We start from the raw sequence: 24,338 nt of genomic DNA on the forward strand, positions 1-24,338 counted from the left end.
TCAAGCGGAACAACCGCCACTTGAGGCTCTCGTTTGTCGTCGATGCCGGGCGTAATTGCGGGGTTTGCCAAGGATGCTCTCCGTGCTCAAAAACCATCCGGCAGGCGTACATGCCAAGCCGGGGGCGACGGAGATATCAAGCGCTGTGCCAGCTATGAATTAGCTTTGAAAAATCAATAGCTTAAGAATAAAACAAGAGGTTTTAGCGAACGCCAAACCAGACACCAAAGGGAAAGTGCATAAGAAGTTGCGCACCGCTGCGCAACTTCTTGCCCAATCGCCTACACACCAAAAACCACGTGGCCCGCAGAGTATCCACCCGTCCATTTTCAACAAACGAGTGCGCAACTTCTCGCGCTGTGGGGCTGGCGCCTGTCCCGTTTGAAGGGATGGAAGGACGCGCGAAAAAAAAGCGCTGCCCGCGAGGGCAACGCCTTTTCTTTGCTCAAAAAACGATCAGAGCTGAGCGGGTTTCAACACAATTTTCGCCGGCTCGGTGCGCTCGATTTCACGCTGCATCTGCAGCTCGAAATCCGGATTGATCTTCGTCACGCGCTTGGTCAGTAATGTCGCCAGCCAAGGATAGTCGTCTGTGCGCGGCACCTGCACCGTGACATCGCAGTTGAACGCGGTGACGTCCTCAGCAATGTCGCTCAACTGACGGCGCAGCTGCTTCATGTCGACCAGTTTCAGCTCGATGGTCGTGCTCTCGGCACTCGGGTCGATCACCTTCGCCTTGCGTTTGGCTTCGGCCGCACGCAGATCGGCTTCGGCCTTCTCCAACTCGGCCTTGCGTGCATGGGCGATTGCACCGTTGACGCCACTGGTCAGCGCCGGCGCCTTAGGCATCAAGGCGCGAGCACGGCTGAGCGCCGTAGCGGCAGCATTCATGTCGCCTTTTTGCAGCACGATCTGGCTGCGGCTCAGGTACGCCTCGGCCAGCTGACGCTGGTATTGCTCGAGTCGGGGATCATCCGGGGATTTACTTTGCAGCGCGGCCAACTGGTCTTCGGCAGTCGCCAACTCGCTGCCTGCAATGTTCTGTTCCAGCTGTTGATAGGCATCGGGGGCGGCCGCAGGTGCGGGCTGCTCGACGGGCTTGCTCTGGCAAGCGCTCAACAGGATGGAAAATGCAGCAAGCAGCAGATAACGGGATGCGAACGGCTTCATTCCTGCGATTCTCTATTTGCGCAAAAAACGAGCAAGTCTACACACAACTGACTTGCACCGAAAATACTGATCACCATCGGTGGCCGCGCAAGGAGTCATTGCACATTGCCGCCATTCGATTATTGCGGAGTATGACTCTGCCTGCCACCCAAGGTTCTACCGCTTGGGCAAAAGGAAGCTGAGCAAAAACAGCGCCGCCGCCGAAACCACGATAGACGGGCCTGCCGGGGTGTCTTTGAACCATGACAACGCCAGACCCGCGCACACCGCAATGACGCCAATGAGGCTCGCACCCAGCGCCATTTGTTCTGGCGAACGGGCGTGACGCTGTGCCGCAGCGGCGGGGATGATCAGCAGCGAAGTGATGAGCAGCACGCCGACGATTTTCATGGCCACGGCGATGACCACCGCGATCAGCAGCATCAAGGTCATGCGCAAGGTCGCCACCGGCAGGCCTTCGACCGTGGCCAGCTCTTCATGCACGGTGATCGCCAGCAGTGGCCGCCACAGTGCGCAAATCAACACCAGAACCAATGCGCTACCCGCGAGAATCCACGCCAGATCGTTCGGGCTGATGGCCAGCAGGTCGCCGAACAGATAGCCCATCAGGTCGATGCGCACGTCACGCATGAAGCTCAACACCACCAGTCCAAGGGACAAAGTGCTTGGCGCGAGAATGCCCAGCAAGGTGTCGGACGCCAACGGTTGACGCTGCTGCAGCGTCACCAGCAACACCGCGAGCAGCAAGCAGCCCACGGTCACGGCGATCGTCGGGCTGATGTCCAACAGAAAGCCCAGCGCCACACCGAGCAGTGCAGCATGGGACAGCGTGTCGCCGAAATAGGCCATCCGCCGCCAGACGACGAAAGAGCCCAAAGGGCCTGCCACCACCGCCAACGCGAGGCCTGCCAGCAAGGCGTAAAGAAGAAAATCAGCCATGCTTGCAGCTGTCCCCGTGGTCGTGATTGTGATGGTCGCCAGGAAGGTGATCGTGAGCAGGCGCGGGTTGGCAGACTTCGCCATGCAGGTCGTGCGCGTGATCGTGGTGATGGTGGTAAATCGCCAAGCTCGGCGCATTCAGGCCGAACAGCTCCACGAACGCAGGGTCGGTACTGACCTGTTCGGGGTGACCGGAGCAACACACGTGGCGATTGAGGCAGACCACCTGGTCGGTGGTGCTCATGACCAGATGCAAATCGTGGGAGACCATCAATACGCCGCATTGATGCCGGTTGCGCAGCTGAGTGATCAGCGCGTAGAGCTCGGCCTGCCCGGCGACATCAACGCCCTGCACCGGCTCGTCGAGCACCAGTAGCTCCGGTTTGCGCAGCAGCGCTCGCGCCAGCAGCACCCGCTGCATCTCGCCACCGGAAATCCCTTGGAGCGGGCTGTCTATCACCTTCTCGGCACCGACTTCTATCAGTGCCGCCCGTGCCGTGTCTCGATCAACACCGGGTACCAGCCTAAGAAAGCGCAGCACCGACAACGGTAGCGTTGCGTCGATGTGCAGCTTTTGCGGCATGTAGCCGATTCGCAGTTTCGGCTTGCGCCAGACCTCGCCCGAGTCAGCCTTGAGCAACCCGAGAACGGCGCGCACCAGTGTTGTTTTCCCCGCGCCGTTTGGTCCGATCAGGGTAACGATTTCGCCCGATCTGACGCTCAGCTGGATATGTTCAAGTACGCTCTGGCCGGCGCGTGTCACGCTGACGTCTTTCAGGCGGATCAGTGCATCGCTCATCAGGCGGCCTTGCACCCGGCACACACGCCGACGACTTCGACGGTCTGGGCTTCAACGTCAAAACCGACCTCGTTGGCGGCGTCGACGATAGCGGCGCTGATGGTGGCGTGCTGCAACTCGATGGCGGCGTGACACTCGCGGCAGATCAGGAACTGGCCTTGATGCGCGTGGGTCGGGTGGTTGCAGCCGGCGAATGCATTCAAGGACGCAATGCGGTGCACCAGGCCGTTTTCCAGCAGGAAGTCCAGCGCGCGGTACACCGTGGGCGGCGCGGCGCGGCGGCCGTCTTCTTCGCTGAGCACGGCGAGGATGTCGTAAGCACCCAGCGGCTTGTGGCTCTGCCAGACCAGCTCCAGTACGCGACGACGCAGGGCCGTCAGCCGCAAGCCTTTGCCCGCGCACAGCGAGTCGGCTTCAGTGAGCGCACTGTGCACGCAATGGGAGTGATCGTGGGGGCGACTGGCCAGGGGTGTTTTAGACATGAGCGGCGACGGCCTTTGAGAGAGACGTTATTATGTTACCCGTTCCTGCCCCCATGAGTGGTTATCGTGTCCCGACTTTTTTTACTTTTTGTCGTATTTATCACCGGTTTTTCAACCGTCACGGCTGCCCAGGCCAACGTCCGCGTATTGACCAGCATCAAGCCGCTGCAGCTGATCGCCGCCGCCGTGCAGGACGGAATTGCCGTACCGGAAGTGCTGCTGCCACCCGGCGCCTCTCCCCATAACTACGCACTGCGGCCATCCGACGTACGGCGCGTTCAAGAGGCCGATTTGCTCTACTGGATCGGCCCGGACATGGAGACCTTCCTGCCCCGGGTATTGTCCGGGCGCAGCAAGGTCTCGGTCCCGGTCGAGTCCCTGCCGGGCATGCACCTGCGCCATTTCACAGCGACCAGCGATCACCACGATGACGATGAAGACGACGAGCATGATCACGACCACCGCCCGGGCAGCGTCGATGCGCATTTGTGGCTTTCGTCGGCTAACGCGCGAGTGATTGCCGCGAAAATGGCCGCTGACTTGAGCGAGGCCGATCCGGCCAATGCGGCGCGTTACCAAAGCAACGTCAAGGCCTTCGACGCACGCCTTGACGCGCTGGACGTCACCATCAAACAGCGTGTCGCGGGGATCTCCGGCAAACAGTATTTCGTGTTTCACGAGGCGTTTGATTATTTCGAGGAAGCGTACGGGTTGAAGCATGCAGGCGTATTTGCCGTCAGCAGCGAAGTTCAGCCAGGCGCCCAACACGTCGCCGCCATGCGCGCGCGGTTGACTGAATTCGGCAAGACCTGCGTGTTCAGCGAACCGCCCCTTCGCCCGCGTCTGGCCGACACGTTAAGTGCGGGCTTACCGGTCAAACTGGCCGAGCTGGACGGATTAGGCGGCTATACACCCGCCACCGCTCAAGGTTACGAGCAATTGCTGAGCACGTTGGCGGATGACCTGGCGGGGTGTCTGGAAGGTCTATGAGGTAGTCGTAACGCCTGTAGGATCGTGGCCTGTCCCGCGATCTGCCGCGTAGCGGCAGCCAATCAGAAATGACTACAACGCAAACGGCAACGGAATATGCGTTTGCTGACGTTGCTCCAGGCGTTTACGGAATTCGTCCGGGTCGTGGATCAGCACGTCCTGGCCGGCGAAGGTCTCGGCGGCAATGAGGCGAGACAGCCAAAAGCGCACGCAGCCCACACGCAGCATCGTCGACCACAGTTCGGCTTCAGCGGCGGTGAACGGCCTTAGCGCGGCGTAGGCACCCAGAAACGCCCGAGCGCGCGGCGCATCAATGGTGCCATCCTCAAACGAGCACCAGTCATTCACGGCAATCGCCACGTCATACAGCATCGGCCCGGAACAGGCGTTGTAGAAATCGATTACGCCCGTGAGGTGAGTGCCCTCAAACAGCGTGTTGTCGCGAAACAGGTCGGCGTGCACATTGGCGCGCGGCAGCGCCATGATGCCGTCCTTGCGACGCTGAATCTCCTCGACGGCCTTGGTGAGCAGCGCGCCCCGCGCCTCGTCCAGGTGCGAAATGAAATTACTGCCCTCCTCCAGCATCCAGTCCAGACCACGATCGGTTTTGCGTTCGATGGTCTGGCTGCGCGTGGCCAGGTGCATGTGCGCCATGAACTCGCCGATCTGCACGCAGTGCTGGGTATTGGGCTGGGCCGGGTGCTTGCCCGACAGGCGCGGCTGCAGCAAGGCCGGCTTGCCTTTGAGCTCGCGTAACGCCTGGCCGTCAGTGGTGCGCAGCGCGTAGGGCACGGGCAGGTTGGCGTCATGGAGCACGTCGAGCAGCTCGATGAAAAACGGCATTTCCTGAACCGGACCGCGCTCCACCAGGGTCAGCACGAATTCGCCCTGCTCCAGGCTGATGAAGAAATTGGTGTTTTCACTTCCAGCGGCAATGCCCTGAAAATCACGCAGGGCGCCAAGCCCGTACGGGGCGAGAAAAGCTTCCAGCTCGGGCCGAGCCAGGGGAGTAAAAACGGACATAGAAGACTGCCAGCAAAAGAGTGAATGTAAGGCGTTACCAGCTGAATAGCACCCATTGGGGTATCAGCATGTCCGGTTGATCCGAACGTATGAATTGACCACTTGTGCCGTCGGCACGCACCAGATAATAAGGCTTCCCGTGCTTGGGGGTGATCTTCACGGCGTACACGAATCCGTTCGCGCGATACTCCTTGATGAAGCCGTCGCTGTCCTGACGAATCGTGACATCAGGCTCCGCTGATGGCGCTTCGTCATCCGCTGCGCACGCCAGCCACGGACAGGCAAGCAACCCGCCGAGCAGTAACAGGCGATTCAGCGCGCGCATGATAACCTTGTGCCTTTGTCGTCAACGGTCCGCGCATTCTAGCGCCGACCCCGCCGAAAAGGTTGATCTTGCACATGAGTCTCGCGCCCCTCGTCCTGGTGGACGGTTCCTCTTACCTGTACCGCGCTTTCCACGCGCTGCCGCCGCTCACGACCTCCAAAGGCCTGCCGACCGGTGCAGTCAAGGGCGTGCTCAATATGCTTAAAAGCCTGCGCCGGCAGTATCCCGACAGCCCGTTCGCCGTGGTCTTCGATGCCAAGGGCGGAACGTTCCGCGACGCGCTGTACGGCGAATACAAAGCCAACCGTCCTAGCATGCCGGACGACATGCGCGTGCAGATCGATTTCCTGCACAACTGCGTGCGAGGCCTGGGCTACCCGCTGTTGTGCGTTGAAGGCGTCGAGGCCGATGACGTGATCGGCACACTGGCGCGCAGCAGCGCTGCCGCTGACCGTCCGGTGGTCATCTCCACCGGCGACAAGGACATGGCGCAACTGGTCGACGGCCATATCACGCTGGTCAATACCATGACCGGCAGCGTGCTGGACGTCGCTGGCGTGAAGGAAAAGTTCGGTGTCGGTCCGGAGCACATCATCGACTACCTTGCGCTGATGGGCGACAAGGTCGACAACATCCCGGGCGTACCCGGCGTCGGCGAGAAAACCGCAGCGGGTCTTCTGACCGGCATCAACGGTGGCCTGAAAGAGCTTTACGACAACCTCGACAAGATCCCGACCCTGCCGCTTCGGGGGGCAAAGTCTTTGCCGGCCAAGCTCGAAGAACACCGGGAGATGGCGTTCCTTTCTTATCAGTTGGCGACCATCAAGATCGACGTGCCGCTGGACATCGAACTCGATGCCCTGCACTGCGGCGAGCCAGACCGTGAAGCGCTGATGGCGCTGTACACCGAGCTGGAGTTCAAGAGCTGGATCACCGACCTGCAACGCGATGCCCGCCAGGAAGGTGCCGAAATCGCTCCCGTTGCCGAGCCGGCGCCGATCATCGAGGCCAAATACGAGCTCATTCTTGAGCAGACCCAATTCGATGACTGGTTGAAAAAGCTGGAAGCCGCGCAGCTGTTCGCTTTCGTGGTGCAAAGCAATGGTATCGACGCCCAGCGCGCGCAGATTGTTGGCTTGTCGTTCGCGATCAAGACCCACGAAGCCTGCTACATCCCGCTCACCCATTCCTACATGGGCGTCCAGCAGCAGCTTGATCGTGACGCGGTATTGAAAGCGGTCAAGCCCATGCTGGAAGACGCGAGCAAGATCAAGGTCGGCCAGCACGCCAAGTATGCGATCAACCTACTGGCCAACTGTGCCATTGACGGCGACCAAGGCCAGGGCATCAGCGTCCAGGGCGTCAAGTTTGACACGATGCTCGAATCCTACGTGCTTGACTCCACCGCGACGCGCCACGACCGTGACAGCCTCGTCGCCAAATACCTGAGCCACACGCCGGTCAATTTCCAGGACATCGCGGGCAAAGGCGCAAAACAACTGAGTTTTGACCAGATCGCGCTGGAGCAGGCCGGTACGTATGCGGCGGAAGAAGTAGACCTGACGCTGCGTCTGCATGAGGTGCTGCAGGAGAAGCTGGCCAAGACGCCGAGCCTGGCGCCGGTGCTGAACGACATCGAAATGCCGCTCATGCCTGTGTTGGCGCGGATCGAGCGTCAAGGTGCGCTGGTCGATGCCAACCTGCTGGGCAATCAGAGCGTCGAGCTGGGCAACAAAATGACCGAGCTGGAGCGCGAGGCGTTCGCCATCGCCGGGGAAGAGTTCAATCTCGGCTCGCCCAAGCAGCTCGGAGTGATTCTTTACGAAAAGCTCGGCATGCCCATCATCAGCAAAACCGCCACCGGCCAGCCGTCCACGGCTGAAGCAGTGCTCGCGGAGCTGGCCGAGCAGGAATACCCGTTGCCCAAGGTGCTGATGCAGTACCGCTCGATGAGCAAACTGAAAAGCACCTACACCGATCGCCTGCCGGAGCAGATCAATCCGCGCACCGGGCGGATTCACACCTCTTACCACCAGGCGGTGGCGGTGACCGGGCGTCTGTCCTCCAGCGATCCGAACCTGCAGAACATCCCCATCCGGACCGCCGAGGGCCGTCGCATTCGTCAGGCATTTGTGGCCCCGCAAGGCTACAAGCTGCTGGCGGCTGACTACTCGCAGATCGAGCTTCGGATCATGGCGCATCTGGCCAAGGACGAAGGGTTGCTGCACGCCTTCCGCAACGACCTGGACGTGCACCGGGCGACGGCAGGCGAGGTATTCGGTGTCGAACTGCCGGACGTGACCAACGACATGCGTCGCAGCGCCAAGGCGATCAACTTCGGCCTGATCTACGGCATGAGCGCGTTCGGACTCGCCAAGCAGATTGGTGTGGACCGCAAGCAATCCCAGGCGTACGTGGATCGCTACTTCGCGCGCTATCCGGGTGTGCTGAATTACATGGAGCGCACGCGTGCTCAAGCGGCGGAACAAGGTTACGTTGAGACTATCTTTGGTCGTCGTCTGTACCTGCCGGACATCAACGCGAAAAATCAGGCGCTGCGTAAAGGCGCCGAGCGCATGGCGATCAACGCACCGATGCAGGGCACGGCAGCTGACATCATCAAGCGGGCAATGGTGGCGGTTAACGGCTGGCTGGACGAATCAGGTCTGGATGCTCGGGTCATCCTGCAGGTGCACGACGAACTGGTGCTGGAAGTGCGGGAAGATCTGGTCGAACAGATCAGCAAGGACATCCGCGTGCACATGAGCGGCGCCGCCGAACTGGATGTTCCGTTACTGGTTGAAGTGGGTGTCGGGAATAACTGGGACGAGGCGCATTAAAGACCTTGTCGTTCCGATTCTGCCCAGAATCGGAACCGCACCTGCCATTAAATTTCCGCCGGTTTTGAACTTCGGCGGACAAACTCCGGTCTGAGTTTGCGAATGGCTGACGTAGCCGTTCATGCTCCTATGTTGTGTTAAGTGTTGGCAGATATCCGGACCCCTCCCGAGAGGTCTGGGCTTATACCCCGAACTTCCCCTCCCCACATGAAGTCCGGGGTTTTTTTTGCCTGCGATTCAGGCCGCAGGTGCCTTGTCTTCCAATTCCATCCAGTCCGCCAGCACGGTGTAAGCCTCTTCCAGGCCCATCCGCTTGGGGGCCGAGAACAGCTGGATGGTGATCGCGTCACCCCAACCGCGATGAATTTCCGACTGGACCTTGAGCAGCGTGTTTTTCGCAGCGCCGAAGGTCAGCTTGTCCGCCTTGGTCAGCAGGATGTGCATCGGCATGCCGCTGGCAATGGCCCAATCGAGCATCAGCAGATCGAAGTCAGTCATCGGGTGGCGGATGTCCATCATCAGGATCAACCCCTTCAGACTTTCACGGCCGCCCAGATAGGCCTCGAGGTGGCGTTGCCAGTGCAGCTTCAGCGGAATCGGCACCTTCGCATAGCCATAGCCCGGCAAGTCAACCAGGCGCCGGTCGTCGTCCAGGCTGAAGAAGTTCAGCAGTTGGGTACGGCCAGGGGTCTTTGAGGTACGCGCCAGGCTGGCGTGAGTCAGCGTGTTGAGCGCGCTGGATTTACCGGCATTGGAACGGCCGGCGAAGGCGACTTCAAAGCCTTCGTCATCCGGGCATTGGTCGACTTTGGCAGCGCTGAGCATGAACTTGGCTTGTTGGCACAGGCCGAGAATAGGGTTTTTGAGTTGCATGAGATATCCGGTGAGGGCGTTGCAGCGTGTGGGCAACGGGGTGTCGTTTTCCGTTCAATGGACGCGAGTATATAATGCCGCAGATTTCATGTGTGCCTTGTCCCACCCCCGCGACGGTCTTGCCGAGGCAAAAGCCGTCTGGAATCTCCACTCTAACGTGCAAAAACAGGCCGCTTTCCCTCAAGACAGCCAGTCATCAAGGCGGCACTTTCAGCCGCACCGGATCAGCCCATGAACCTATTTCTGTCCAGCCTGCTGCTGGTCCTGAGCCTGAATGGCCTCGCGCAAGCAGCTGACTCACCACTGGGCGACCCTGCCGTCGGGCAAACGAAAGCGGCTGTCTGCGGCGCCTGTCACGGGCCCGATGGCAACAGCCTGGTGCCCGACTTTCCGAAACTCGCGGGCCAGGGCGAGCGCTATCTGCTCAAGCAATTGCACGAAATCAAGGACGGCAAGCGTGTCGTGCTTGAGATGACCGGCCTCCTAAACCCGCTCACCGATCAGGATATGGCTGACATCGCTGCCTATTACACCGGCCAGAAAGCCAGCGTCGGTACATCTGATCCCGGTCTGGTCGTCCAAGGGGAAGCGCTGTTTCGCGGTGGCAAGCTCGGTCAGGGCATGCCGGCCTGCACCGGTTGCCATTCACCGGACGGCGCCGGCGTCGCAACGGCAGGCTTTCCACACTTGGGTGGGCAGCACGCTGACTACATCAAGAAACAGCTCACAGCGTTCCGTGAAGGTGACCGCACCAACGACGGCGATACCCAGGTCATGCGCACCGTCGCGGCGAAGCTGAGCAACAAGGATATCGAAGCGCTGGCGGCGTACATTCAAGGGCTGCACTGAGGGCCAGGACCTCCATCCTTCGAAGGAAGCCGTTGGCAAAACAAATTGCCAACAGACCTGCCCCGGCGGGCCAAAAAGGGTAGCGAACGGCTGCCCTTTTTTGTGGCTGCAGGCGTTACACTTGCGAACTCGTATCACCCCGGCCGGTCGAACTGCGGCCACCGAGGTGACCTTCCATGCCCAGGAGTTAAGCATGCGTAATCTGATTCTCAGCGCCGCTCTGATTTTTACCAGCCTGTTCGGTCTGACCGCTCAAGCAGCAGAGCCCATCGAAGCCGGCAAGCAATATGTCGAGCTGAAAAGCGCTGTTCCTGTTTCCGAGCCGGGCAAGATCGAAGTCGTTGAAATGTTCTGGTATGGCTGCCCGCACTGCTACGCATTCGAGCCGGTCATCAATCCATGGGTCGAGAAACTGCCCGCTGATGTCCACTTCATTCGCGTACCAGCGATGTTTGGCGGCCCTTGGGACGCACACGGCCAGCTATTCATTACCCTCGACACCATGGGCGTCGAGAAGAAAGTCCACACCGCCGTGTTTGACGCCATTCAGAAAGGCGGCAAGCGCCTGACTGATCCGAACGACATGGCTGAGTTTGTCGCCACTCAGGGCGTCGACAAGACCAAGTTCCTCGAGACCTTCAACTCGTTCGCTGTGAAGGGCAAGATCGCCCAATACAAAGAGCTGGCCAAGAAATACGAGATCACGGGCGTCCCGACCATGATCGTCAACGGCAAGTACCGCTTTGACCTCGGCACTGCCGGTGGTCCGGAGCAAGCGCTGCAGGTGGCCGATCAACTGATCGCCAAAGAACGCGCCACGCTGATCGCCAAGTAAGCGCTGACCATGGCGCGCTGGGGCACTACTGAACGGGTCGTTGCCCGGCACACGCCGAAGGTCAACGAGCATCATCTTCACGAGACAGGGCTGCCGGCCGACGGTCGGCTTCGCCTGCTCAGTTTCAACATTCAGGTCGGCAACAGCACCGAACGCTACCGTCACTACCTGACCCGGGGCTGGCAGCATCTGCTGCCCCACAACGGGCGAGCCGGGAATCTGCAAAAGATCGGCGATCTGCTGCGCGACTATGATCTGGTCGCCTTGCAGGAAGCCGATGGCGGCAGCTTGCGCTCGGGCTACGTCAATCAGGTCGAACACCTCGCTCAGCTTGGTTCGTTCCCGTACTGGCACCAGCAGCTCAATCGAAACCTCGGCCGCTTGGCTCAGCACAGCAATGGCGTGCTGAGCCGATTGCGGCCGTGGGAAATCGAAGACCATCCGCTGCCAGGCCCTTCCGGACGTGGCGCCATCCTCGTTCGCTTCGGTGAAGGTCCCGACGCCCTGGTTGCGGTGGTCATGCACCTTGCGCTCGGCGCACGCACCCGGACACGGCAGCTTGCGTACATTCGCGAGTTGATTGGCGGCTATCGCCATCAAGTGCTGATGGGCGACATGAACACCCACGCCAACGACCTGCTACAAACTTCGCCACTGCGTGACCTGGGCCTGCTTGCACCGCAAATCGAGGCCACGTTCCCAAGCTGGCGCCCGCAGCGATGCCTTGACCATATCCTCCTGAGCCCGACCCTGACGCTTGAAAAAGTCCAGGTACTGGCCCAGCCCATTTCCGATCATCTGCCCGTCGCGGTGGAGATTCGCTTGCCGGCCTCATTAATGGGTGACTCCCTGCCGATAACAAGCACATCTCCTCGCGGACCTGTGGAATGACCGACGACGCGCAGCGCTGGAAAGAAAAGTACCTCAAGAGCATCGAGCAGCAAGACAAATTGGAGCGGCGCTGGAACGCGCGGCTCGACTTGCTGCGTCGCGGCCTTGTGCGCAGCAGCCTGGCGGCCGAAGGGGCCGACAAGGCGGTTGACCAGTGCATGAAGGAAATGCGCGAAATCGTTCGCAAGGACGACATGGACGCAGGCCTGGCCGCCTTGATTCCGCGCCTTGAAAAAGCCGTGCTGGATTCCGAGCAGCGCCGTGAGCAGCGTGTCGAGCAAATGGGCACGGCGCTGACGTCATTAGTCGCCCAGCTACAGGCGTTGCCGCTACCCAAGGACGTCAGCAAGCCGCTCAAGCGCTTCGCCAAAGGTCTGGAAGACCGCATCAATCAAGCCCGTGAGCTGCCGCTGCTATTAAGTGAGTTGAGCGGCCTTCAGGGACAGGCGCTGTCGCAGATCGAACGCCCTGATGAAGCGTCGCGGCCGGGCTTTCTGCAGCGATTGTTCGGTGGCAACCGTGAGGCGGGCGGCGAGGGTGACGAATCGGCCCCGTTGCCGCCTGCCGTTACCCAGGCGGCCAGGCTCACGCCGCAGGCCAACGACGATGCGCGGCCACCGCCCGCCGCCGTGCCGGAAGCGGATCCTGAAAACACTGAGCTTGAGGGTGAACTGCGCCGCGCCATCGTGCCGGATCACCCGCTCGTCGTTGCAGAGCCCGAGCGCACTGACGCAGAGCCGCAACCGGGTGCGGCCGTCCATTCAGTCGTGTCCGAGCCAGAGCCCGAGCCCGAGCACCGGACAGATGCCCGAGAAGACGAAAAGCCCGAAGCACCGCTCCACACCGGTGATCCCCTCCTGCAACCCATAACCGATGACGCTCCACACAGCGAAGCGGTGGAGCGTGCTGCTCAAGACTCCTCCCAAGAGGAGCAAGAGCCTGAGGCGGACGACGCTGTCGAGACCAACGTTGCTGTCGATACCGACGTCGTTGCTGAAGTCGATGAGCCTGACGATACCGTTCTTGAAGAGGAAGGCCCCTATACGCTGCCCTCCTCGCCCGAGCCAAGCTACAGTTCCGTCGCGGCCCACATCGAAGAAACGCTGCTGGGCCTGCTCGACGAGCTGACGCTGCCGGAGCACCATCGGCCACAGGCCGAAGCCATGCGCAGTCGACTGGAACATGGCCTGAACTGGTATGAACTGCTGCCGATCCTTGACGATCTTGCAGTACTAATGCTCGCCATTACCGACAGTGGCCAGCATGAATTCGAGGCGTATCTCAAACAGCTCAACGAGCGCCTCGAGTCGTTCCAGAGCGGTCTGCTCGCGGCCAGTGAGGACCATGCCGATCAGCAATCAGCGTCGCGTCAACTGGATCATCAATTGCGCGAGCATGTCGACGACCTGCAAACGAGCGTGCAACAGGCGGCGGACCTCGACAGTTTGAAGCATGTGCTCGAAAGTCGCCTGGAAGGCCTGATTGGCACCATGGATCACCATCAGCAGCAACGCGACCAGCGTGAGCAGGAAGTAGCCACGCGCCTCCAGGCCCTTGCCAGTCGTGTAGCTACGATGGAGCAAGAGGCGCTTGGGTTCAGGGTTCACCTGGAAGAGCAACGGCAAAAGGCGCTGATTGATACGCTGACAGGCCTGCCAAATCGCGCGGCCTGGAACGAGCGGCTGGAGCGTGAAATCGACCAGTTGCAGAGGAGGCGCTCCAGTCTGCTGCTCGGCATTCTCGACCTGGATCACTTCAAGCGCATCAATGACGGCTACGGCCACCTGGCCGGCGACAAGGTCTTGAAGATCATCGCCGGTCAGCTTCGCAAGCGGCTGCGAGACTCGGATTTCCTTGCGCGGTTTGGTGGGGAGGAGTTTGTCGTTCTGCTACCGACTACGACGATGGATGAAGGATTGGCGCTGTTGGAGCGGCTGCGCGAGGGTATCGAACAGTGCCCGTTTCACTTCAAGGGCGAGCGGGTCACCGTCACGGTGTCGATGGGCATCACGGTATTCCACCCGGGTGAACGCAGCGATGTTGTGCTCAAACGTGCGGATCAGGCCCTCTATCGCGCCAAGCACGAAGGCCGAAACCGCATAGAGCAAGGCTGAGTTCATCGCCGGGTCGGCTGTGCGCGCGCCAAGCATTTTGAATGCACCGCCGACGTTACGTTACACTGTTGCATTATTCGCCTACACGTCGTGCCGCCATGAAGTCTTTCCCAGCGCTTTTCCTGCTGTTGTTGCTAACCGCTTGCAGCAGCGGACCGAAGATCGACACCAGCCACCCCTCGGTCAACTTCGACAGCCGCGCGCAGTTTGTGGTGGTGCATTACACGTCCGCCTCGCTTGAGCGGTCTTTGGCGTTGCTGACCCACGGTGAAGTCAGCGCGCATTACCTGATCGGCGATGGTCCCGCCACTACCTTCAAACTGGTTGATGAGTCCCAGCGCGCATGGCACGCCGGTGAAAGTGAATGGGACGGGCGCACCTGGCTCAACTCCAGCAGCATCGGTATCGAGATCGTCAACCCGGGCTACACCGACACGCCCACGGGACGGCTATGGTATCCCTACAGCGAGGCGCAGATTCAGGCCCTGATCGTGCTGCTCAAAGACATCGTCAAGCGCAACCACATCGAACCCCGTCATGTTATTGGCCACAGCGACATCGCTCCTTTGCGCAAGCTCGACCCGGGGCCGTTATTCCCGTGGAAGCGACTCGCGCAGGAGGGGCTGGGGATCTGGCCGGATGAGCAGCAGGTCGCGCAGCGTCAGGCTCGGTTGATGGGTATTGTGCCGACGGTCGTGTGGTTCCAGCAGCAATTGGCGCTGCTGGGTTACCCGACGCCGCAGACCGGGGAGCTGGACATCGCAACGCGCCACGTCCTGGCGGCCTTCCAGATGCACTACCGACCACAGAAATTTGACGGTGAACCGGATCTGCAAAGTGCGGCTATGCTGCAAGTACTTAACTTCAGGCACTAAATTCCGGTAATTGTCGATTTTTTGCGGGCTATTTCTGCGCTTGTTGCTATAACTCACTGGTATTCATTCGGATAACTGCCGATGTTCACGGCGACGCAGCTGCGCTCTTTCCTCTACCGCCCCTGGCTTCTGGCTTTACTGGCCACGCTGCTGAGCGCGGCCGTCCTGCTGGCGGGCAGTTTTGGTCTGGCAATGCATCAGGCCCGGCAGGATGAACGTGCGCAAATGAATGCCCAGGGCGAACGGTTTTTGGTCCGCCTGGAACAGTTGTTCGGGCAGTTGAGAGCCGGGCTTGACCAGCTTGAGGCGCAGCCCCTACGAGGTTGCAGCCCGGAAATGGTCGAGCAGCTGCGTCAGGTGAACTCGCGCTACCGCTTTATTTACGAGGTGGCGTACATCAGCGAAAGTCAGGTCTGCTCCAGCTGGACCCGGCGGAGCCTGATTGGCAAGCCCAGGCCACCCGACATTCGCGGGCCCACTTACGATTATTGGCTAAACACCTCGACCCAGCCCGACGATAATCTGGCTTCTCTGATGCTCGGGCGCGGCGAGTTTCGCGTTTCTACCTCCCGCGGCCACCTGACCGATGTCGTTGACCTGCCGGCAGGCGGCAGTCTGGTCGTGGTGCTCGATCACGGGGCGAAAGCGGTTCCGGTATTAGGCCCGCCTCAACCCTGGCCGCCCACGCCCGATTGGTCGCCCACCTCCACCGACACGCTGATGACGAGCCAGGACAAACTGGTGTATCGGATGCCGACCCAAAGCCCGGAATATCAGCTGGTCCTCATTACGCCGCGCAGTGGCCTGCAACAGAAGATCAGTGGCGCATGGTGGCTGCTGGTTCCGGCCAGCCTGCTGATTTCGCTGTTCATCGGCATTCTCGTTCTGCAGTTGGTGCGTCAGCGTCAATCATTGGGGGGCGAGCTGCACGGAGCACTGCGCCGGGGTGAGCTAAAGGTCTTGTATCAACCCATTTTCGACCTCAACACGCGGCTGTGCGTGGGTGCTGAGGCCTTGGTGCGCTGGCGACGTCCCGATGGCACGCTCACCAGCCCTGACCTGTTCATCCCGCTTGCGGAGAATACCGGCCAGATCCGCCAGATCACCGACTTTGTGCTTCAACAATTGCTTGAGCAGTTAGGCCATCTGCTGCGCGCCAATCCGCATCTGTACGTCTCGGTTAATCTGGCGGCGTGCGACGTCATGGCACCGCGCATCGGTCGGGTGACGGCAAAGCTGCTGGCGCTGCACCGCGTGGCGCCGCGCCAGATTGCCTTCGAGGTGACCGAGCGCGGTCTCGTGGACGTAGTCGTCGCGCGCAATCACCTCCAGGCGCTGCGCGATCGTGGGCATCAGGTGCTGATTGATGACTTCGGCACCGGTTATTGCAGCCTGGCGTACCTGCAGACACTTCCCGTGGATTGCCTGAAAATCGACAAGGCGTTCATTGATGCTCTGGGTCATGATGCGGCAAGCAGTGGCGTGGCCCCGCACATCATTCGCATGGCCCATGCGCTGCAATTGAGGGTCATCGCCGAGGGCATCGAATTTGAGTCGCAGGCATTGCTGCTAAAGAGCGAAGGCGTGATCTACGGCCAGGGCTGGCTCTTCGCCAGGCCTTTGAGCGCCACCAAGTTCACCGAACTGGTCACAGGCGGCAGGCGCAGCGCCGGGCGTCGTGCGGACGATGTGGCGTAGCGCCGAAACGCCGTTTTAGAGCGGCAGCGCCATGTAGAACTGCGTGCCCTGCCCGGGCCTCGAATAGACGCCCATCCGCCCGCCATGCAGCTGAACGATTTCCTTGCACAACGCCAGCCCCAGGCCGGCGCCGCCTTTCTTGCGCCCCACCTGAACGAACGGCTCGAAGATTCGGGCTTGCTGCCCGTAGGCGATGCCTTCGCCGTTGTCTTCCACGCTAATGATCAATCGCTCGCCATGACGCCGCGCTTGCAGGCGGATCAAGCCGGATCTCGGCGTATGCCGCAAGGCATTGTCCAGCAGGTTGTCGAGCACCCGGTCAAGCTGCGCCTTGTCCGCCTGGACACGAGGCAGCGGCTCCTGGGTTTCAAGCAGCACCATGACATCTTGATCATGGGCGGTTTCAGCAAATCGCTGACGCGCCCCTTCGAGCAATTCGCCGATGTCGCATGGCTCCAGCGTCAGCTTTTGCAGGCCGTTCTGGTAACGCGAGAAATTCAGCAGGTCGTTGATCAACTGCATCAAGCGCTGCATTTCTTCGTTGACGGTGTCGAGCAGGTCCTTTTCCCGGGAATCCGGCGGGAAATGCACGCGCTCCTGGAGCAGACCGAACGCCATGTGCATGCCGGTGACTGGGGTTCGCAACTCGTGGGACGCTCGCAGCACGAACTCACTGCGCACGCGTTCGAATGCCCGCTGTTCCGTGACGTCATGCAGCACCATGACAGCGCCGACGATGTGCCCTTTGGTATGGCTGACCGGCGTGAGGCTGTAGGTGAGCAAGCGCGTTTCGCCATCGATCTCGATCGAAAGATCGTCGGGTGCCCGTTCGAGCGTGCCGCCGCGCAACACCAGATACAGCTGCTCGTCCAGCTCCGGCCGTTGCAACGCTTCGCCAAGGCCCTGCCCCAACCGGCTTTCCTCCCAGCCCAACTGCCGCTGTGCGACCGGATTCAGGTGTTCCAGCCGTCCCTGACGATCAATCATCAGCAGCCCGTCATCGATGCTGTCCAACACAGCCTGCAAACGCTGCTGGCCGGCAAGCAGCTCATCGACGTTGGTTTTCTGATGCTGCCGCAACGCGTCGGCCATCATGCCGAAACGGTGGGTGAGCAGATTCATCTCGTCCGATGAGGAGGTGGGCAGCGTGACGTCGAAATCCCCTTGAGCGATTCGGTCCGCCGCCTTGGCCAGCTCTTCGATCGGCCCGCCAAATCGCCGTGCAATGCCATGAGCGGTGACAAACCCGATGACCAGGATCGCCAGCCCTACCAACCCCAGCAATGCTGCGACCCAGAGCGCTTGGGATCTCGAAGCGCTTTCCGCCTGACTAATGTTCTCAAGCGCCTGACGATGGGCGTCAAGCAGGCCGTTGCGCAGCGTGTTGAACGCTTCGGTGACGGCCTCGTCGTCGCGGATCGCGTCAGCATGCTCGCTGGACTGCTCGATGGTTTTGACGAAACGACCGTAGTTCACCCGGGCCGTCTCGAACCCGCTGGGAACCCCGGTTTGCTGATCATGGTCGATGCCCTGATCAAGCAGGTTCAGGAATTCTTGCTGGTTTTGCTTGATCGCTGCCTGATCGGGTCGGTCCTTGAGCATCATGACCAGTTGGTCGCCCAGGTTCTGTCGCAGCTTCAGGCCAATATCGAGCGTGAGGAAGTTGTGCCGAATCGATGATTCCTGAGATTTGGCCATCTGCATGACGCTGACGAGTCCCAGCACCAAGCCGAGCAGGGCAACGGTGATGAGTGCCGAGATGCTCAGGAAGAGTCGGGTGCGCAACTTCATCGCAAACATCACCGGCGGCCTGTCAAAGGTTGTACTGCTTGCGTTTGCGGTACAGCGTCGAGGCGTCGATCCCCAGCGTGCGTGCGGCCTGATCCAGCGTATCGCTGGTGGCCAGTACCGCGCCGATGTGGGCTTTCTCCAACTCATCGAGACTCAATGCGGCGCCCACGCGCGGAGCGTTGTTGACGGGTTGTTCCGCCATGCCGAGATGGGTGATTTCGACCTTCTCCTGCGGGCAGATAATGCTTGCGCGCTCGATGACGTTCCGCAGCTCGCGGATGTTGCCTGGCCAGCGATAGTTGAGCAGCGCACTGCGCGCCTGTTCGCTGAAGCCCCGCGCCGGCCGACTGTATTCCTTGACGAAGCGCGCCAGGAAGCGATCCGCCAGCGTCAGGATGTCTTCGCTGCGCTCACGAAGGGGCGGCAGGTTCAAGGTGATCACGTTCAGGCGATACAGCAGATCCTCACGGAAACGGCCTTCGCGGACCATGTCCTCAAGGTTGAGGTTGGTCGCGGCCAGAATACGCACATCAGCACGACGGGTGACCGGATCACCGACGCGTTCGTATTCCTTGTCCTGAATGAAACGCAGCAGTTTCGGCTGCAACGTGAGGGGAAAGTCGCCGATCTCGTCGAGGAACAAGGTTCCGCCATCCGCCTGGTTAACGCGTCCGAGCGTGCTTTCGCTGGCGCCGGTGAAGGCACCACGGCTATGGCCGAACAGTTCGCTCTCCATCAGCTCGGCAGTGAGCGAAGGACAGTTGATCGTTACGCAGGCTTTCTTGGCGCGCTTGCTCCACCCATGGATCGCACGCGCGAGCTCCCCCTTACCCGTACCGGACTCGCCGAGGATCAGAATGTTTGCGTCGGTGTTGGCCACTTGGCGGGCGGTTTCCAGAATCGCCATCATCGATGGGCTGTGCGAGTCCAGGCCGTCCTTCGGCTTGCGTACTTCGCCCTCAAGCGCTTCAAGTCGCGCCGACAATTGGCGGACTTCCAACTGCTTGGCGGTGGCCAGACGCAGCTGATCGGGGCTGCAAGGCTTCACCAGATAATCGGCGGCACCGGCCTGGATGGCATCAACGGCGGTATCGACCGCCGAATGCGCCGTGACAATGACCACGCGCATCCAGGGGGCCTGCACGCGCATCTGCGCCAGGACGTCCAGCCCGTTGTCCTCACCCAGACGCAGGTCCAGGAAACACACGTCGAACACCTGACGCTGCAGCAGCGCCTCTGCCTGCGCCGCGCTGTTGGCGGTGGCTACGCTGTAACCCTCATCTTCCAGGCAATAGCGAAAGGTGCGAAGGATGGCGGATTCATCATCCACGAGCAGAATACGGCCCTGATTCTCAGCGGCTGCTTCCATGTTTCCTACGCTCCTCAATGAATAGTCTGTGTTAGTCCCGGAAACATCGGGCAAGTTGCATGGTTCATTCTGATTGATTCTTTACGCTGCATGGTAGCGATCTTCGGAAAAAACCCTGACTTGCTGATCCATGACAGTCGGCATATGGGAACCGCCACGGCGCAGCTCGACACACGCAACACCGCGCACCGTCGAACATCCGGGCAAAAGACAAGTCTGTCCACAGGTACCTTTTTGCAATTGTCTGGAGATTTGCCATGCACCCGTTGAAGAAGATCGCTCTGGCCATGACCGCTACCAGCCTGCTCGGCCTGACGCCTGTCATCGCTCACGCTGCCTCTGCCGATCTGCAAACCCAGCTCGCCGAGGCGCGGCAGGAGGGTTCGATCTGGACGGCCTTTGCCCTGAATCGGCATTTGAGCCCGTTTAAAATCAGTGTGGATGTCGAGCAAGGCACTGCGGTCCTCAAGGGGAAGGTCGAGAATCAGGTGGACAAGGATCTGGCGTCGCAGATCGCCGGTGACATTCAGGGGATCAACAGAGTCGATAACCAGTTGGAGGTCGATCCTCAGGTCGCCGCTGATCTCGGCACCAAAGCCTCTATGGCTCAGCGTTTTGACGACGCAACGCTGACGGCGACCATCAAATCCAAACTGCTGTGGAACAGCGTGACCGAGGCACTGAACATCGATGTCAGCGCGGCCCAGGGCATCGTGACCCTCAAGGGACAGGCTAAAGACGCGGATGCCAAGCAATTGGCCGGAAGCCTGGCGACCAATACCGATGGCGTGACAGAGGTGAACAACCTCATCAGCGTCAGCGCACGGGATACCCAGGCGATAAAGGAGCAGAACGAGCAGCAGGCCAACAGTGTGCGCGAAGAGTTCAGCGATGCATGGATCACCAGCAAGGTTAAATCCAGCCTTATATATAGCCGCACCCTCGATGGACTGAACATCAAGGTCGAGACCAAGAACGGCGTCGTCACACTGGACGGTGTGGTCGCCAATTACGCCGAAAAGGAGCTGGCTGTCGAGATTGCTCGAAACATCCGCGGGGTCAAGGGCGTTGATGCCGACACCCTGCGAGTCACAGCGCGCAGCGCGGGCTAGAGCGCTTCGCTGCGGCCGGATGGAGGCGGAATGTCGCATTCTGCATTCCAGATGAATTTGGCAGATCACGCGGTGTCCACGGATTCGTGCAAGCTGCACGATGGCAAATGTTCAATCGTGCAGCTTGCGCGTACGAAGCTTCCGATCAGGCAACTTAACCCACTGATTTATAACGATAAAAATGATCGGTGCGAGCTGGCACACAGCGTGCAATATCCCTGACAACAAAGGCCCGGACGAGGGCCGACAAGATTGCCAGGAGTCAGCTGAATGAACGCTCAACATCTCGCCACCAAACTGCGTATCTCCCCTCTGCACTTGCAGCAAGGTTTGTTTGCCAGCCTGGCGTTGATGATCACGCTCATTGCGGTACAGCAGTTCAACCACTGGAATCAGACTCAAGAAGTGACTCAGGCCTATTACTCCCATGCGCACACTGCCCCGTTTGTTAAAGCAAGCGCGCTGAAAGCGTCGGACGTTGCCCTGAGTCTGCAAGTTGATGATGCGGCCGCGACTTCTGATGAAGCGCCGCGTCAGCAAAGCTGGGTTTTCTGATCCTCAGGGTCGAAGACGCGATCTACCCCGAGGGTCACGCCGACGCCTCGATGTAGCAAGAAATCAAATAAACAGTAAAGGAGAGTCACCATGTTGAGCTGGGCAATCACATTTCTGATCATCGCAATCGTTGCAGCCGTCCTTGGTTTTGGTGGTATCGCAGGTACTGCTACCGGCATTGCCAAGATCCTGTTCGTGGTCTTCCTCGTCATGTTCGTGGTGTCGTTCTTCTTTGGTCGTCGCGGCCGAGGCTGAACATGGGCGTCAAGCATCTCCATGCACTGACACTGGCGCTCCTGGCGAGCGCCAGCGTTACTGCCATGGCGGCCAATGACGGGCAATCTCGGGTCAATGAGCTTTTAAGCTCAGACCCCGAGTACCGAGAAACCTGGTCGAGCGTGGTAAAGAAAGAAGAGCGGCTGCCCGACTGGGTGATCAATCTTTCTGGCTCCGCGGAGCAGATGAACGCTGTGACCGAAGACGGCGATAAGTATCTAGTGGGTCCGCTCTGCGAAACCCAGGACAGCTGTCGCAACAAACGTCTTATCGTGGCGTTTAGTCTGAACAAGTCCCATGCTTACGCCATGTTGGTTGAAGTGCCTGAGGGTTTGCCTGCAGACAAATCGCCAACACGTCATGCGGATTACCGGTTCTTGGGCAAACCTGACGAAGGCATGCAAGGCCTTCTCAAAGAACAGCTCAAGAAAGATCCGAACTGGTACTGATTTGAATGATGGAAGATCTGTCGCTGACAGGTCTTCCTGATAGACGCGCAGCCCGAAGACGGTGCGCGTATGACCAAGGGGTCGGGGCGTTTCGACCAATGGAGTGGTTGGAGCGTCCTAGGTGTACAGGGAGTACTCCCACGTGTGGGCCGGGTCAGGCAAGCCGCAACGCACGTCCATCGTCCGATAGGTTCGAACCTTTATCCGACAATGGACCTGCGTCGCGCAAACAAGCTATTGCTCCTTCATTGTCCGCTACGTTCGCTCGGTCTCGAGAGTCCTACATTCTCTCCTCTACATTTCCTACGACCGTATATCGCCAAAAAACCAGCCCATCTGCAGCTGTGACGCTTTCTCGTCACAGCCCTTTGCTTTGTATTCCCAGGCAGGCAATCACGCTACAGGCGATGTTTTTGCCACTTCTCAGCATTATGAGGTCCTGTCCGGACGCCCTGTTTTGGCGCGCTTCTTCCTAAGTGATTGATTTACATCATGCCGATTCAGCATAGGGTAGTCATTTACGGCATTAGACGATGAGGGTCACCGTCGGAATAGTTGCGCCTTTTTCGCCTGCTCAGAGCTCGGATGCTCGCTTGCGGCCACTCACGAGACAGTCCTGACGGTAACCGCGGCGTCACGCTTGCTGGCAAGCGCAATGACGAACGCGTGGTTGGGGGATGTCTCGGCAATGACAACAAGGTAATGACATGAAGAAGGCAAAACTGAGCCTCGCCTGGCAGATCCTCATCGGCCTGGTCCTGGGTATCGCCATTGGAGCGATCCTGAACCATTTCAGCACCGAGAAAGCGTGGTGGATCAGCAATATCCTGCAGCCGGCCGGCGACATCTTTATCCGCCTGATCAAAATGATCGTTATCCCGATCGTGATCTCCTCGCTGGTGGTGGGCATCGCCGGCGTCGGCGACGCGAAGAAGCTTGGCCGTATCGGCCTGAAGACCATCCTCTACTTCGAAGTCGTCACCACGATTGCCATCGTGGTGGGACTGGTGCTGGCCAACGTTTTCCATCCTGGCACCGGGATCGACATGAGCACGCTCGGCACGGTAGACATCTCGCAGTACCAGAAGACCACGGCTGAAGTGCAGCATGACCATGCGTTCGTCGCGACGATCCTCAACCTCATCCCGTCGAATATCTTTGCAGCCGTTGCCCGTGGCGACATGCTGCCGATCATATTCTTCTCGGTGTTCTTTGGTCTGGGCCTGTCGAGCCTGAACGCGGAAGTTCGTGATCCATTGGTGAAGGTATTCCAGGGCGTTTCGGAGACCATGTTCAAAGTTACGCACATGATCATGAACTACGCCCCGATTGGCGTGTTCGCGCTCATTGCCGTGACCGTCGCCAACTTCGGCTTCGCGTCGCTGCTGCCGTTGGCCAAGCTCGTGATACTGGTGTACGTCGCCATCGCCTTCTTCGCCTTCGTGGTGCTGGGGCTGATTGCGCGGCTGTTCGGCTTCTCGGTGCTCAAGCTGATGCGCATCTTCAAGGACGAATTGGTGCTGGCCTACTCAACTGCCAGCTCCGAGACCGTGCTGCCGCGTGTGATCGAGAAGATGGAAGCGTACGGTGCGCCGAAAGCCATCAGCAGCTTCGTGGTGCCGACCGGCTACTCGTTCAACCTGGACGGTTCGACGCTGTATCAAAGCATCGCGGCCCTGTTCATCGCTCAGTTGTATGGCATCGACCTGTCGATCGGCCAGCAGCTGATGCTCGTCCTGACCCTGATGGTGACGTCCAAAGGCATCGCCGGTGTCCCGGGCGTTTCCTTTGTGGTGCTGCTGGCGACGTTGGGCAGCGTGGGCATTCCGCTGGAAGGCCTGGCGTTCATCGCCGGCGTCGACCGCATCATGGACATGGCACGCACGGCGCTGAACGTGATCGGCAACGCACTCGCGGTGCTGGTGATCTCCCGGTGGGAGGGAATGTACGACGACGCCAAAGGCGAGCGCTACTGGAACTCCCTGCCGCACTGGCGTAGCAAGGAGCCTGTACCGGCGGGTCAATCGACAATCGAGTGATCCCTAAGCAACCTTAATGAACAAACCCTGGCTCCGGCTGGGGT

General features: G+C 60.0%; 22 protein-coding genes. 13 read left to right on the top strand and 9 right to left on the bottom strand.

The window, feature by feature from the left end; genetic code table 11:
* Positions 1–456: 456 nt before the first annotated feature.
* From VF672_RS01910 to VF672_RS01925, 4 genes are all read right to left on the bottom strand, one after another.
* Positions 457–1,170 carry a PA5502 family lipoprotein gene (locus VF672_RS01910; protein ID WP_331100822.1) on the bottom strand — a complete coding sequence of 238 codons (714 nt, stop codon included), beginning with the start codon at positions 1,168–1,170 and terminating at the stop codon, positions 457–459.
* A 156-nt stretch (positions 1,171–1,326) separates the two neighbouring features.
* Positions 1,327–2,109, bottom strand: coding sequence for a zinc ABC transporter permease subunit ZnuB (znuB, locus tag VF672_RS01915; protein WP_331100824.1), 783 nt, complete (start codon positions 2,107–2,109; stop codon positions 1,327–1,329).
* Positions 2,102–2,908 (bottom strand): zinc ABC transporter ATP-binding protein ZnuC, encoded by an 807-nt coding sequence (gene znuC / locus VF672_RS01920; protein ID WP_331100826.1) that lies wholly within the window; start codon positions 2,906–2,908, stop codon positions 2,102–2,104. Before znuC ends, znuB begins: the two co-directional genes overlap by 8 nt.
* Positions 2,908–3,390 (bottom strand): Fur family transcriptional regulator, encoded by a 483-nt coding sequence (locus VF672_RS01925; RefSeq protein WP_192130555.1) that lies wholly within the window; start codon positions 3,388–3,390, stop codon positions 2,908–2,910. The genes znuC and VF672_RS01925 overlap by 1 nt, the downstream gene beginning before the upstream one ends.
* Before the next feature lie 66 nt (positions 3,391–3,456).
* Here VF672_RS01925 and znuA point away from each other — a divergent pair, with 66 nt between their 5' ends.
* Positions 3,457–4,380: a zinc ABC transporter substrate-binding protein ZnuA gene (gene znuA / locus VF672_RS01930; RefSeq protein WP_331100830.1), complete on the top strand. Its 924-nt coding sequence runs from the start codon at positions 3,457–3,459 to the stop codon at positions 4,378–4,380.
* Positions 4,381–4,452: 72 nt separating this feature from the next.
* Here the strand turns inward: znuA and VF672_RS01935 are convergent, their stop codons facing one another.
* Both VF672_RS01935 and VF672_RS01940 read right to left on the bottom strand, forming a co-directional pair.
* Positions 4,453–5,403, bottom strand: a complete 951-nt coding sequence (locus VF672_RS01935) for a homoserine kinase (protein ID WP_331100833.1) — start codon at positions 5,401–5,403, stop codon at positions 4,453–4,455.
* 34 nt (positions 5,404–5,437) lie between these two features.
* Positions 5,438–5,728 (bottom strand): DUF2782 domain-containing protein, encoded by a 291-nt coding sequence (locus VF672_RS01940; protein ID WP_331100835.1) that lies wholly within the window; start codon positions 5,726–5,728, stop codon positions 5,438–5,440.
* A gap of 74 nt (positions 5,729–5,802) precedes the next feature.
* Between VF672_RS01940 and polA the strand changes: the two genes are divergently transcribed.
* Complete coding sequence (gene polA, locus VF672_RS01945) at positions 5,803–8,568, top strand: DNA polymerase I (protein WP_331100837.1); 2,766 nt, start codon at positions 5,803–5,805, stop codon at positions 8,566–8,568.
* 237 nt (positions 8,569–8,805) lie between these two features.
* Here the strand turns inward: polA and yihA are convergent, their stop codons facing one another.
* A complete protein-coding gene (yihA, locus tag VF672_RS01950) occupies positions 8,806–9,441 on the bottom strand; it encodes a ribosome biogenesis GTP-binding protein YihA/YsxC (RefSeq protein ID WP_065987940.1) in 636 nt (211 codons plus the stop codon).
* Positions 9,442–9,672: 231 nt separating this feature from the next.
* Between yihA and VF672_RS01955 the strand changes: the two genes are divergently transcribed.
* From VF672_RS01955 to VF672_RS01980, 6 genes are all read left to right on the top strand, one after another.
* Entirely contained in the window at positions 9,673–10,290 is a 618-nt protein-coding gene (locus VF672_RS01955) for a c-type cytochrome (RefSeq protein WP_331100844.1), read from the top strand.
* Positions 10,291–10,483: 193 nt separating this feature from the next.
* Positions 10,484–11,125, top strand: coding sequence for a thiol:disulfide interchange protein DsbA/DsbL (locus tag VF672_RS01960; protein ID WP_331100846.1), 642 nt, complete (start codon positions 10,484–10,486; stop codon positions 11,123–11,125).
* A 9-nt stretch (positions 11,126–11,134) separates the two neighbouring features.
* On the top strand, positions 11,135–12,016 hold the full coding sequence (locus VF672_RS01965; RefSeq protein WP_331100848.1) for an endonuclease/exonuclease/phosphatase family protein: 882 nt from the start codon (positions 11,135–11,137) through the stop codon (positions 12,014–12,016).
* Positions 12,013–14,130, top strand: a complete 2,118-nt coding sequence (locus VF672_RS01970) for a diguanylate cyclase (protein WP_331100850.1) — start codon at positions 12,013–12,015, stop codon at positions 14,128–14,130. Before VF672_RS01965 ends, VF672_RS01970 begins: the two co-directional genes overlap by 4 nt.
* A 98-nt stretch (positions 14,131–14,228) precedes the next feature.
* Positions 14,229–15,005: an N-acetylmuramoyl-L-alanine amidase gene (locus VF672_RS01975; protein ID WP_331100852.1), complete on the top strand. Its 777-nt coding sequence runs from the start codon at positions 14,229–14,231 to the stop codon at positions 15,003–15,005.
* Between the two features lie 81 nt (positions 15,006–15,086).
* Positions 15,087–16,703, top strand: a complete 1,617-nt coding sequence (locus tag VF672_RS01980; protein WP_331100854.1) for an EAL domain-containing protein — start codon at positions 15,087–15,089, stop codon at positions 16,701–16,703.
* Between the two features lie 15 nt (positions 16,704–16,718).
* On the opposite strand, the gene VF672_RS01985 is transcribed toward VF672_RS01980, so the two are convergent.
* Positions 16,719–18,506 (bottom strand): KinB sensor domain-containing domain, encoded by a 1,788-nt coding sequence (locus tag VF672_RS01985; RefSeq protein ID WP_331100856.1) that lies wholly within the window; start codon positions 18,504–18,506, stop codon positions 16,719–16,721.
* A gap of 10 nt (positions 18,507–18,516) precedes the next feature.
* A complete protein-coding gene (gene algB, locus VF672_RS01990) occupies positions 18,517–19,863 on the bottom strand; it encodes a sigma-54-dependent response regulator transcription factor AlgB (protein ID WP_037017110.1) in 1,347 nt (448 codons plus the stop codon).
* 257 nt (positions 19,864–20,120) lie between these two features.
* Here algB and VF672_RS01995 point away from each other — a divergent pair, with 257 nt between their 5' ends.
* The 5 genes from VF672_RS01995 to gltP all read left to right on the top strand — a co-directional run bounded on the left by VF672_RS01995 (position 20,121) and on the right by gltP (position 24,294).
* The gene (locus VF672_RS01995) at positions 20,121–20,975 is read left to right on the top strand and encodes a BON domain-containing protein (protein WP_331100861.1); all 855 of its coding nucleotides are present in this window, start codon (positions 20,121–20,123) and stop codon (positions 20,973–20,975) included.
* A gap of 270 nt (positions 20,976–21,245) precedes the next feature.
* Complete coding sequence (locus tag VF672_RS02000) at positions 21,246–21,530, top strand: hypothetical protein (RefSeq protein ID WP_331100863.1); 285 nt, start codon at positions 21,246–21,248, stop codon at positions 21,528–21,530.
* 90 nt (positions 21,531–21,620) lie between these two features.
* Positions 21,621–21,785, top strand: a complete 165-nt coding sequence (locus tag VF672_RS02005) for a DUF1328 domain-containing protein (protein WP_002555679.1) — start codon at positions 21,621–21,623, stop codon at positions 21,783–21,785.
* 2 nt (positions 21,786–21,787) lie between these two features.
* On the top strand, positions 21,788–22,255 hold the full coding sequence (locus tag VF672_RS02010; protein WP_414705557.1) for an inhibitor of vertebrate lysozyme family protein: 468 nt from the start codon (positions 21,788–21,790) through the stop codon (positions 22,253–22,255).
* A gap of 707 nt (positions 22,256–22,962) precedes the next feature.
* A complete protein-coding gene (gene gltP, locus VF672_RS02015) occupies positions 22,963–24,294 on the top strand; it encodes a glutamate/aspartate:proton symporter GltP (protein ID WP_331100921.1) in 1,332 nt (443 codons plus the stop codon).
* The last annotated feature ends 44 nt before the right edge of the window (positions 24,295–24,338 follow it).

Origin of the sequence: Pseudomonas sp., from assembly GCF_036387035.1 — a bacterium.
Lineage (GTDB): Bacteria > Pseudomonadota > Gammaproteobacteria > Pseudomonadales > Pseudomonadaceae > Aquipseudomonas.